We start from the raw sequence: 11,565 nt of genomic DNA on the forward strand, positions 1-11,565 counted from the left end.
GGAATGCTTAGTTCTTGTCATAAAAAAGACCCCCCTAATAGAAAAACAGATTGTTTATTTCATCTGTCTACCTATTGGGGAGCATATCAAAACGATCGCTTCCTTCAGTCATTATATTTACTGTTTTGCCAACCGAAACGGATTCCATTTCTCATTCCGTCCTCGAAGACAATACAATGAAATCATCTGCCCGACAAAGAATCGTCACCGACCAGTTCGGGTGAATGCGAAATCCTTGGACAGGACGTGAAGAATCAGGAGAAGAAATAGATGTCGATTCAATCAAATTCAACGTAACAAACTGATCACGAATTCTCCGAATTAACTGTCGCATATAGTTGTAAGAAATCCTTTGTCCCCCTAATTCAGACAAAGCATCCTGTAAAACCGGATATGGTTGAAATGCTTTTTGATTCAGTAACACGAGCGTTAAGAACATATGCAGATTTAATAATTCAGCTGGTTTTCCATCTACCTGCAACGTTTTCCCATCATCCGAACTTCGGAGTAACAGCTCTCCTTTATCCGGACGGATGTCGTAAAACTGTTCTTCATTGATGATCGTTTCATGTCCTGCCGTGATTTTCCGATAATACAGACGATCTAGCATATTCTCTTCTTGGACAAGCATTTCAGCGCGGTAGCGTTCGATGCGTTCTTGATCTATCTCCCCTTCGATTCGAAGTCCCAAATCCTCTAACTCACGCAAGGCCTCCCGTGTAATCGCCATTCCGCAATTAACGAGAAATGTATTCGCTAAAATCAACTGTGTCTCACTCAAGACATCGTTCTCCGTGCCGTCAAGCGCAGTCTTAAAATGATAAACCGCCATTTCATACTGGTGCTCACGGTAAAGAAGATATCCCAGTCGATAATTGGCAATCGGATGATTCTTTTCTATATGTAGTGCCTGTAACAGCCACTTCTTGGCTTGAACAAAGTCCGGTTTTTCCGATAGCTTAAAAAACTCAGCTTGCCGAACAAAATGGTTAAGTTTCATCTTACGTTGGAGTTCCAATTCTTCAGCTGTCCTTCTCGGAAATCTACGCCCAGTTCGTTTTTCTTTGAGATGTTCGGATTGTTCCATGCTTTTCCTCCTATTTTTGACGTGTGACAGCCTGTCACAGCTCCCTTGCTACACTGAAAACAACTTATTCAACAAGGAGCTGTTTTTTATGACAAACGCAGCGATTCTCTTAGCGCGACACGGTCTGAGCCAGGACGACCGGTTCAGCAAAACACATGTGGCCCGTTTGACTCAATCCATTTTACAATATCCGATTAAGGACTGGAGCGATCGCCGGCTGATTGAGTGGATCCAGCAGGTTCCTTTTAAGGATCTGCCCGGGCAAGAAGCGATGGTAAATCCATTGACGGATGACTTGCCGTATCACTCCTTTGATCCCGTCCGTTGGCTGAACACCCTTGGTATCCTGACATTGTCTTGTTGTGACGGACATGCCCGCGGTCAAGCTTCAATCGTCCTCCAGCAAGCACCTTCTTTGGAGCAATGGCAACTGCTTCAACTTGCCTTGCCACACCAGATGACGATGCAACTGATTCATCTGACGTTGCAGCTGAACTACCGCAGAAGCGGATTCGCCTCCCTCTTGCTGTTTGCGGAACGTCTCTACCGGTTGACCGCAGATCAACACTACCTTAAGACTTTACGACTGGAACGGTTTAAACATCGTTTGCTGACATGGCTCGATATCCCGGGTGTCAGCAAACGGGAGCGATTAGTCGCAATGCATCTCCGCAATCATTTGAGATCAAGCACGGATTTCCTCTATACCGACAAACGGGGAAATGTCCTGGCGACCATTACATGTGGCGTCGGTCCGACCATCCTGCTGTCCGCTCATATGGATACGGTCGAACTGATTGAGGAAGGTCGGGTCATTCTCGAAAACGGCACGACCCTCCGCAGTTCCAGCGGCATCCTTGGAGCTGACGATCGTGCCGGGATCACAACCATTCTGGAAGTGCTTGACCGCGTCCGGAACACAAACTTCTCCGGTACGCTGAAACTCGCCTTCACGGTACAAGAAGAGATCGGGTGCCGGGGTGCCGAGGGGATCGATTCCGCTTTCCTCAAGGATGTGGATGCCGCCATCGTTGTCGACCGCCGCGGAACACGCGATATTGTCACGGCCTGTCGGAATCAAATACCGTTCTGTACATCAGAGTTTGGTCAGCTGTTCGAGGAAGCAGGACGTCTCGCCGGAATGCCCGATTGGCAGACGACGACAAACGGCGGATCAAGCGACACGAACGTATTTGCCGGCTTCGGAATTCCTTCCGTCAATCTGTCGGTCGGCTATAGACACGAACATACGGAGCACGAAACAGTCGATTACGCAGCGACGTTCGAGACTGTCGCCTTGATTGAATCGGTTCTCCACCATCAGCTCATTCCGCTTCGTTCTTAAACTTCATACACCGCTTCGGCATGAAAAAGCGCGCCAAGGCGCGCTGTCAGAAGAAAACGATGGTTTAGGAAAATCCACTTGTCAGTACCGCAGTCGCTTTGCTTCGAGTTTTTTATACCGGACACTTATACCAATCGCCAGCAGGATGTAAGCAAACCCGGCAAACATCGCAAACTGTCCGTATGGAGCATCAAACCATGTATTAAAGCCAAACAGCGGGACCGCAAACAGATAATAAAACGGATATTGAATAGCTGATACGATATCAAACCAAAGTTCTCCTAACCAATACCGCTCAAAAAATGTCACTAAATAGACCACGGTGCCGGCAACAAACCCAAAGCTTAGATAGTAGAAGACAAACAAAAGCGTCTTTTCTTCCCGAACAAGAACCACGGAAGCCGTCAAAAAGACCAACCAGATGAATGAGGCCGTGATTTGAAGCAGACCAATCGAACCGTCCGGATAAAGACTCGCCGGCCAGGCATTGATACTGATCGTCGCGAGCAAAAGCACGGCAAACAACGCGACATACTGTTTCGTCGAACGAACCATGATGGTGTTCCTCCTCTAAAATTTCATGGTATACCCTTTCTGCGAATTGGATTTAAATTCCTTTTTTACATGAAAAATAAAAACGTCCAGAATTCTCTTCCCCTTCAACAAGCGAAGAAGTCATTCTGGACGTTTTGTATAAAACAATTTAATTCGTGTTATTTCACTTCTAGCTTCACATCATCAATCGTTACGTTATGCGCGGCAAACGGGGAACCGGCTGCCTTGCCGAGTAAGAACTTCAACCCGGCCGTATCGTCTTGTCCGAGCGTAAAGTCAAACTGATACGTTTTCGCTTCTGTGCCAAGTTCGACGATCTGACTGAAGTAACGTGTATATGAAGCGTTTTCGACGGTGACTTCGAGTGGTCGCGCGACTGTTGACGATGCCTTAAACGTCAGCTGATATGTCTGCCCTTTGACTAACTGTAAGTTTCCTTGCTCCAGCAGGACGCTCCATGGTTCCTGTCCTTCTGATGCGATGGCGAGTTTCGCGGCGTCATTGACCGTTGAGACGACCGCTTGCGCGTCATAATGGACGTACGAACTCCAGAAGTTCAGTCCGTCCGCGAACGAAACGTTTTTGAGCGGTGACCGATCGACTTCGACCGGTGTGATGTCGATCAACTCGACATCATCCAGTGTCACTTCACCTTTTGCCAATCCGAAGTTGAACTGGAGTTGACTGTTCAAATCCGTCGCTTGCGTCATCGTGAACGGAATTTCAACGGTCGTTGTCTGTTTTGTCAACGGCACGTCATGCGTCGGCAAGTAGGCTGTTGTTCCATCCGCATTTGTCGCCTTGACTTGAATCTGTTTGATTCGCTTGCTGTCCGCCTTGAAGCGAAGCACATACTGATGGTTTTCCTGCAACTGGACACCACGTTGCGTCAGCGTCGCCGATTGTCCCTTTTTCATTTGTGCTTTTGTTTTGAATGTAAAGTCACGTGTCACCGGGTCGACCGATCCGGTTCCTTTTGTCTGACCGGCATCAAACTGCCAGTACGTCAGGCGGTCCATCGCGCCTTGGTCAAACGTGCCGTTGTAGATCTGATTGCCGTCCGGTAAAGCAGGTTTGGTTGCCGTTTCATCGATTTCGCCGCGTGGCACTTGTTCGACGCGGACGTTACCAATTTTGACCCCTGCTTTAGCCAGACCGAGGTTGAACTCAAGTCGTGCCGCGAGATCCGTTTCTGCTGCCATATCGAATGTGAACGTATGTCGTTTGACGGTTGGCGTCAAATCGATGACTTCTTCATTCGAATATTTGGTGTAGCCCCGTTCTGCCCCGCCACCGACTTTCGCGACGATCGTCCGTGCTTCTTCACTGCTTGCGTCAAAGCTGACTTCGTAGCGTCCGCCTTGGGCGAGGGAAATCTTTTGAATCAACTGGTGGGCATAGTTTTGCACCCCCGGTTGGTCGATCGTGACGCTGGCGAAACGGGTTCCGTCCTGCTCTGTCACGTCGACCGATCCCTTGCCGCCGAAGTCAGGCAACGTCACATAGTTCCAGTATGTCGGGTCAAGTGTCTGCGCGCCGTCTGTGATCGTCTTAATTGCTTTTTCGTACGCTTGGTCATACACGAGATTGCCGTCTTCTAAAGGTTGTTTTGCCCCGTCCGGTAACGTCACATCTTCATAAACCGGCTCGACCGGTTCGCGGTAGTCACGGTTCTTCAAATCATAGACCCGGACATAATCGACTTCCATCTCAGCCGGGAACTTCGTCGTTTCGTCGACTTCGCCGTCAAACCAGCCGCCGACAGCCAAATTCATCACGAGATAAAAGTTTTGGTCGAAAGGTGCCGGATAACTGTAGTTCGTTGCCGTGTTTTTGCCTTTGCTGTACCAGTCGTTTTGTGTTTGATAGAGGTTGCCGTCGACGTACCAGCGCAGTTCGCCCGGCTCCCACTCGACGGCATACGTATGCCACTGGTCAATCCGTCCGCCGTCCGGGAAATGATAGTCCTTGCCGGTATATTTATTGTTCGGCCAGTTCTCACCGTAGTGGATCGTCCCGGCGACTTTGTCCGGTTGACTGCCCCACGCTTCCATGACATCAATCTCACCGGATGATGCCCAGGCGCCATATTTGTCCTGCTCCGGCAACATCCAGAATGCCGGCCATAAGCCTTTACCGGTCGGCAGTTTCGCTTTGATTTCATAACGGCCGTATGTCTTGCTGAATAAGCCTTTGGTTTTCAATTTAGCTGATGTATAGTCGTACGAACCGAGCGAATCGGTCGTTTTTTCTTCTTTCGCCCGGATGACGAGTTTGCCGTCCCGAATAAAGGAATTATCTTTGTTGTCCGTGTAGTATTGTTTTTCGTTATTCCCCCAGCCCGGACTGATAGCGCTTCCATTTTGATCAACAATCCAGTTCCCGGTATCATATGTCCACTTCGTCCGGTCGAGCTGTTGTTTCGTAAATTCATCCGACCAGACCATCTTCCATTTCGTGTTGTCTTTTTTGTCGGCTTTCTCGGCATGGCCGGTCCCGGCGTATGACAGGACCAGTCCCGTTCCGAGGGCAACTGCGAGCCATTTCTTCATCTGTAATTCCTCCTTTGAATGAACAACAGGCAAGGGCGATGAATTCGACCTTGCCTGTTCGACGACGTTACGCTTCTTGCGGAAGTGCTGCCTTATGCGTCTGGATGACATTCGCATACCAATGCGCGCTGTCTTTCCAGATTCGTTCCTGTGTATCGAAATCGACATAGATGATCCCGAATCGTTTGTCGTACCCGAAGCTCCACTCGAAGTTATCGAGCAGCGACCAGAGGTAATACCCGGCGATGTTCATCCCTTCGTCATTCAGATCAGACACGGCTTGCAGATGCTGGGAGACGTAATCGATCCGGTTTTGATCGTGAATCTTGCCGTCGACGAGCTGATCGTCAAAGGCAGCGCCGTTTTCCGTGATAAAGATTGGCAAATCCGTGTACTCGGCACGCAGGCGACGGATCAAGTCTTTGAACTCACTTGGAGCGATATCCCAGCCCATGCCGGTCTTGTCGTAGTCCGAGTAGGCGTCTTTGTGTAAGAAATCACTCGCCGCACTGAACTCGACCAGGTTGCGGCTGTAGAAATTGATGCCGAAGAAATCACATGGCGTCGAAATCGTCGCGAGGTCTCCCGCGTGGATGAAATCGTACGTATGGACATATTTCGAGAACAGGTTCATCATGTCGATCGGATATTGTCCTTTGAAGATCGGATCAAGGAACCAGCGATTGGCATAGCCATCCGCATTGTTCATTGCAATCTGATCGTTGACGGAATCCGTCTTCGCGTACTTCGGTGCCAAGTTCAACGTGATGCCGATCGGCGTCGCTGAGTTGAATTCGCCTTTCAGCAGTTCGACCGCTTTTCCGTGCGACAACAGCATGTGGTGAACGGCACGGACGGCTTCGTTCATGTCCGTGTGGCCCGGTGCATGCTGACCGAGGTGGTAGCTCAAGAAGCCGGCACACCATGGTTCGTTGTGCGTGATCCACGAGTCGACGATTCCGTCGAGCTCTTCGAAACAGACGCGGGCGAAGTCGAGGAACCAGTCGACCGAGTCGCGGTTGACCCAACCGCCTTCTTCGTGCGCCCACATCGGGAGATCCCAGTGGTAGAGTGTGACGGCCGGTTTGATGCCTTCTTCCTGCAGACGTGTGGCCAGTGTCTTATAGAAGGCCATCCCTTCCGGATTGAACTGCCCTTTACTCGGGAAAATCCGTGGCCAGGCAATCGAGAAGCGGTACGTGTCGACGCCTAACTTTTTAATGTGTTGAATGTCTTCTTCGAAGCGGTTGTAATGGTCACAGGCGACATCGCCGTTGTGTTTTTCAAAAACTTTTCCGTCCGTATCGCAGAACGTATCCCAGATCGACGGCGTACGACCACCTTCGTCGTGTGCGCCTTCGATTTGGTACGAGGACGTTGCCGTCCCGAAGACGAAGTTCGGTGTAAATTTCATAGATGTAAGCCCCTTTAACAGTTTATTCTTTGACGGCACCAGCTGAGATGCTGCTGACGATGTATTTCGAGAGGAACAAGAAGGCGATCATGATCGGTACGACGGAAATCGCGATTCCGAGATACAGCGAACCTAAGTTTTCTGCGACTTGTGATCCTTTTAAGAAGCCCATCAAGACCGGCAACGTATACTTTTCTGGTGAGAAGAGCAGGACGAGCGGCATGATGTAGTTGTTCCATGAACCGATGAACGTAAAGATCGACATCGTGGCGATCGCCGGCATCATCATCGGTAAAGCAATCGTATGGAAGATCCGCCATTCACTGGCGCCATCCATCCGTGCTGCTTCCAGCAAACTTGGGTGCATGACCGTCTGCAGGTACTGACGGACGAAGAACACCGTGAACGGACTGGCGATCGCCGGAACGATCAGCGGGATGAAACTGTCGAGCAGACCTAAGTTCTTACTGAGCTCGTAGAACCCGATCAAACCGAGTTGTCCCGGAATCATCATCATGACGAGCATGAAGACGAACAGGACGTTTTTTCCTTTGAACTGGTAGAAAGCAAATCCGAACGCTGTCATCGCCGAGAAGTAACCCGATAAGACGGTGACGAGTACGGCGATGATCAGACTGTTCTTGAAGCCGGACCAGATGTTGACGTACGAGCTGAGTGCCGCGTAGTTTTCAGCGAGCGAGTTCCCTGGAATCAATGAGAAACCAGATAACACTTCTTCGTTCGAGCGGGTCGCGTTGATGATCATCATCAAAAACGGGATGAGACAGGCGATCGTCAAGGCAATCAGTCCGACGTAGATGAGACTTTTCCCGAACCAGGCTTTTTTCTGTTTCGGAGGTGGTGTCAACTTGAGCGGACGTTCTGAACGATCCGGTTGATCCCCCGTTTGTGGCACGATCCGACGTGCTTCTGCATTTCGTTCCATCGGTCAGGCTCCTTTCGGTGAACGTTCTTTTCGGAACATCCCTTTGAAGACGATGATTGAAAAGACGAGCGTGATGGCAAACAATCCGTATGCGACAGCAGCGGCGTAGCCATAGTTGTTGTATTTAAAGGCTTGGTTGTAGAGATAAAGCACCATCGTGTTCAGGGCACCATCCGGCGCACCGACACCATCCGTGATCAACATCGGCAGGTCGAACAATTGCAGTCCGCCGATCAATGATGTGATCATGATGTAGAGCAAGATCGGTTTTAAGAGCGGTAACGTGATCCGCGAGAAGATCTGCCAGCGTGTTGCACCGTCAATCAGTGCCGCTTCGAAATAATCCTTCGAGATGCCGGATACGCCGGCCATGACGACGATGAACGAGTGGCCAAGCCACATCCAGGTCAGGATGAGTGAGACGGAAATCTGGGCTGTGACCGGTTGTGTCAACCAGTTGATCGGCTCTGAGATGATGCCGATTTTCAGCAGCATCATGTTGAGTGAACCGTGCTGCCAGTCGAGCAGGATACCGAACAACAAGGCAACCGAGCTGATCGTGATCAAGTTCGGCAGATAGAACGTCGCGCGGAAAAACGCGAGACCTTTCATCTTGAGCTGTAAATCCGAGAACAGTAAGGCGAGCATCAAAGCTCCCCCGATTTGCAGGATGAAGTTCAGTCCCCAAATCTTCAGTGTGTTGAAGAACGCTTCAATGAAGTACGTATCTCCGAGCAAACGCGTATAGTTCGCGAGTCCGACGAGTTGTTCGCCTTCTGCGCCTGTGTAGTTGGTGAAACTGTAATAGAACGTCAAGGCAACCGGATAGATGCTGAAGATCAAGAAGACGATCCAAAACGGTGCGATGAACAGATAACCATGGCGATCGAGTTTTTTCACAGGTCAAACCCCTTTCTTAAACAAGAAGAGGTGAAGCGAGGACCGCCCCACCTAGACTCCTTATTCCGGTACTTTTACGTCCGGATACGCATTTTTGACTTTTTTGTAGAATTCAGCAAGTGCTTCGTCTTTTGATTTTTTGCCTTGGACATATTCCATGACAGATGCACCGTATAACGTATCGAGCTGTTGGTCGTACTTCGTCACGATTCCCGGTGTGATTTTGTCTGCTTGATCAAGGAAGAACTCGTAGTTGTTCTGTCCGCCGAGGAACTCATCTTTGAAGTCGGTTTTGATTTTGTCCGTAACCGGTTTGTAAGCGAGAACGTCCCCTGTTTCTTTCGCCCAGTCTGTCAAGAACTCTTCGTCTTGTGTCATCATTTTAACGAAATCATACGCAAGTTTTTGTTTCTTCGAATCTTTGTAGACACCTAACCATGTACCGCCCCAGAAGTATGGGCTCGGTCCGCTTGTAACAGCCCAGTCACCGGCTGATTTCTTCGCGTTTTCTTTCAAGACACTGTGTAAGCCCCATGTCGGAAGGACATATGAGAAGATTTCTGTTTCGGTTTCTTTGCCGTTTTCTTTGACTTTGACCGGCTTATCCATTCCGGCGAACCATGATGGTGACCATTCCGGCGCAAGTGCCGTGTATTGTTTTGTCCGTAATTCTTTTGCGTAATCCATGTAGTTTTTCTTGTCTTCCGTCACGACGAGTTCCTGTTTGTCGTTCACCCAAGCTTGCGGCTCATTCCCTTGTGCGAACCAACGGATCGATCCTTCATCCGGGAACATTTTGTAGCCTTTGCCTTTCATCTTCTCAGCGATTTCGAAGACGCCGTCCATCGAGTTCATCATCGCACCGATTTCTTTTGGATCATCTGTGCCGAGAACTTTTTTCGCGATGCTTCGTTTGTAGTAGACGCCACCTGGTGTCGTTTGCCATGAAAGAGCACGAACGTTACCGTCTTTGTCTTTCCCCATGTCATAGACGTACGGGATATAGTCGTCTTTGACTTCACCTGCGTTAAATGGTTTTTCCGACAGGTTCGCCCAGTAGCCAGCGTCGACCCATTGTTTGAGGAAGGCGATCTCACCTGTGAAGATATCCGGTGCGCCGACGCCACTCTCAAGCGCTGGTTTTAATTTCGTCGGGTAATCCGCGATTGGAACGATCGTCAATTCGACTTTCACGTCGTTTTGCTCTTCAAACTTTTTGATTGGTTCTTTTAATTCATCTGTAAACGACCAGATTTTCAGGACTTCCTTGCCACCGCTCGTTTTTTCCTCTTCGCCACCTGAACATCCTGCTAAAACGCTTGCTGTTAATGCGCCGACTGTTAATACGCTGACTAACTTCTTCTTCATGTCATCCCATCCTTCTCGTCTGTTGGTAGTCCCCTAAGTAAGCGGTCTCATTTATTATTCAAAAATATCGAAAGCGCTTTCGTAAATGGTCTGAAAAAAGTTCCGAAAGCCCTTTCGGAAACGTACAAAAAAATATAGTGGATTTCGAAACCGCTCTCGCGTTTTCTCGAAGACAACCTGCGAGAGCGATTCCGAAAAGATGTTACGGTGTGACAGGTCCTGTCGATTGGCGGACGATCAAGTCGACTGGAATGATATCCGTCGTCATGACACGTCGTTTGTTGACGATTTGTTCAATCAAGAGATTCGCTGCATGCTGTCCGATCTGCTCCGTATCTTGCCGGACCGTCGTCAGCTTCGGTGTGACGTATTTCGACATCTCGATATCATCGTAACCGACGACGGAAATGTCTTGCGGAACCCGAAGGCCCGCTTCATGAATCGCTTCCATTGCCCCGATCGCCATTTGGTCACCTGCGACGAAGACCGCAGTCGGACGTTTCGGTAAAGCAAGCAACGTCTGCATCGCTTGTTTTCCTTCTTCGACCGAGAAAAATCCGCCGTTGATCAGATAGCCGTCTGGAATCGGTAACGCGAGTCGATCCATCGCTTGTTTGTACCCTTCGATTCGTGCCAATCCCGCATCAATCGTCATATCTCCAGCAATGTGGGCAATCAAACGATGTCCCAGTTCGTAGAGATGATTGACGGCGAGTGTACCGCCGGAGAGGTTATCCGAGAAGACGACACTGCAATCGGTGCTGTCCATGTCGACGACAACGATTGGAATCGAACTTTGAATCAGTTGCTGGACATGCTTGTCCATTTGATCGGAACAGATGACGACGATGCCGTCGACCGCCCGATGCTGGAAATGCTCGAGGTAACTCATGTCCCGATTGCGGAGATTCCGCGAGGCGAAGATTAAATCATAACCTTGCTGCTCCGTTGCTTTCCGGAAACTTTCGATGATTGCGTTGAAGAATGGATGCATCATCCCGACTTCGTTTGCTTCCGAGAACATGACCCCGATCGTCCAGGATCGTTTCGTCGAGAGCGACTGAGCGTGGGCGTTCGGCAAGTAGCCCATATCGGCTGCTGCCTGAACGATTTTCGCTTTTGTCTTTTCACTGACATCGGAATAGTTATTTAAGGCTTTTGAGACCGTCGTGATCGAAAAACCGGTTATTTTCGCTAAATCATAAATTGTACCCATGTAACCACTCCATTTCACCGAAAGCGCTTTCGATAAATTTAGTATAGGTCGGAATCTGGAAAGACGCAACCATTATTTGCGAATTTATTTGGATTTGACGGTTTGTCAAATTAAGTGCAACACTTCTTCCGAGAAGACCTCGTATGCAGTTTTCCAGTTGAGACATTTCCGTGGTCTCCCAT

9 protein-coding genes are annotated in these 11,565 nt (G+C 49.3%); 1 reads left to right on the top strand and 8 read right to left on the bottom strand.

All coding sequences use genetic code 11. The features are described from left to right. Positions 1-151: 151 nt before the first annotated feature. Positions 152-1,087, bottom strand: coding sequence for a hypothetical protein (locus KNQ13_RS14720; protein WP_014969340.1), 936 nt, complete (start codon positions 1,085-1,087; stop codon positions 152-154). A gap of 88 nt (positions 1,088-1,175) precedes the next feature. Here KNQ13_RS14720 and KNQ13_RS14725 point away from each other — a divergent pair, with 88 nt between their 5' ends. Further along, positions 1,176-2,432 (top strand): M20/M25/M40 family metallo-hydrolase, encoded by a 1,257-nt coding sequence (locus KNQ13_RS14725; RefSeq protein WP_026830659.1) that lies wholly within the window; start codon positions 1,176-1,178, stop codon positions 2,430-2,432. A gap of 81 nt (positions 2,433-2,513) precedes the next feature. Here KNQ13_RS14725 and KNQ13_RS14730 read toward each other — a convergent pair whose 3' ends face one another. The 7 genes from KNQ13_RS14730 to KNQ13_RS14760 all read right to left on the bottom strand — a co-directional run bounded on the left by KNQ13_RS14730 (position 2,514) and on the right by KNQ13_RS14760 (position 11,383). After that, positions 2,514-2,987, bottom strand: coding sequence for a hypothetical protein (locus KNQ13_RS14730; RefSeq protein ID WP_026830658.1), 474 nt, complete (start codon positions 2,985-2,987; stop codon positions 2,514-2,516). Between the two features lie 158 nt (positions 2,988-3,145). After that, positions 3,146-5,539 (bottom strand): carbohydrate binding domain-containing protein, encoded by a 2,394-nt coding sequence (locus tag KNQ13_RS14735; protein WP_209548496.1) that lies wholly within the window; start codon positions 5,537-5,539, stop codon positions 3,146-3,148. Between the two features lie 67 nt (positions 5,540-5,606). Then, positions 5,607-6,953: a GH1 family beta-glucosidase gene (locus KNQ13_RS14740; protein WP_026830656.1), complete on the bottom strand. Its 1,347-nt coding sequence runs from the start codon at positions 6,951-6,953 to the stop codon at positions 5,607-5,609. A 22-nt stretch (positions 6,954-6,975) separates the two neighbouring features. Beyond that, entirely contained in the window at positions 6,976-7,899 is a 924-nt protein-coding gene (locus tag KNQ13_RS14745) for a carbohydrate ABC transporter permease (RefSeq protein WP_081809583.1), read from the bottom strand. A gap of 3 nt (positions 7,900-7,902) precedes the next feature. Then, positions 7,903-8,799 (bottom strand): carbohydrate ABC transporter permease, encoded by an 897-nt coding sequence (locus KNQ13_RS14750; protein WP_026830654.1) that lies wholly within the window; start codon positions 8,797-8,799, stop codon positions 7,903-7,905. A 60-nt stretch (positions 8,800-8,859) separates the two neighbouring features. Beyond that, complete coding sequence (locus KNQ13_RS14755; protein ID WP_026830653.1) at positions 8,860-10,167, bottom strand: ABC transporter substrate-binding protein; 1,308 nt, start codon at positions 10,165-10,167, stop codon at positions 8,860-8,862. Positions 10,168-10,369: 202 nt separating this feature from the next. Beyond that, a complete protein-coding gene (locus KNQ13_RS14760) occupies positions 10,370-11,383 on the bottom strand; it encodes a LacI family DNA-binding transcriptional regulator (protein WP_014969333.1) in 1,014 nt (337 codons plus the stop codon). Between the last annotated feature and the right edge of the window lie 182 nt (positions 11,384-11,565).

This window comes from Exiguobacterium sp. s128 (assembly GCF_018618815.1).
In the GTDB taxonomy this organism is placed as follows: Bacteria; Bacillota; Bacilli; order Exiguobacteriales; family Exiguobacteriaceae; genus Exiguobacterium_A; species Exiguobacterium_A antarcticum.

Coding starts and splice junctions, on each gene's coding strand:
- KNQ13_RS14740 (WP_026830656.1), bottom strand. CDS start 6,953: ATGAAATTTACACCGAACTTCGTCTTCGGGACGGCAACGTCCTCGTAC.
- KNQ13_RS14725 (WP_026830659.1), top strand. CDS start 1,176: ATGACAAACGCAGCGATTCTCTTAGCGCGACACGGTCTGAGCCAGGAC.
- KNQ13_RS14755 (WP_026830653.1), bottom strand. CDS start 10,167: ATGAAGAAGAAGTTAGTCAGCGTATTAACAGTCGGCGCATTAACAGCA.
- KNQ13_RS14760 (WP_014969333.1), bottom strand. CDS start 11,383: ATGGGTACAATTTATGATTTAGCGAAAATAACCGGTTTTTCGATCACG.
- KNQ13_RS14735 (WP_209548496.1), bottom strand. CDS start 5,539: ATGAAGAAATGGCTCGCAGTTGCCCTCGGAACGGGACTGGTCCTGTCA.
- KNQ13_RS14720 (WP_014969340.1), bottom strand. CDS start 1,087: ATGGAACAATCCGAACATCTCAAAGAAAAACGAACTGGGCGTAGATTT.
- KNQ13_RS14745 (WP_081809583.1), bottom strand. CDS start 7,899: ATGGAACGAAATGCAGAAGCACGTCGGATCGTGCCACAAACGGGGGAT.
- KNQ13_RS14730 (WP_026830658.1), bottom strand. CDS start 2,987: ATGGTTCGTTCGACGAAACAGTATGTCGCGTTGTTTGCCGTGCTTTTG.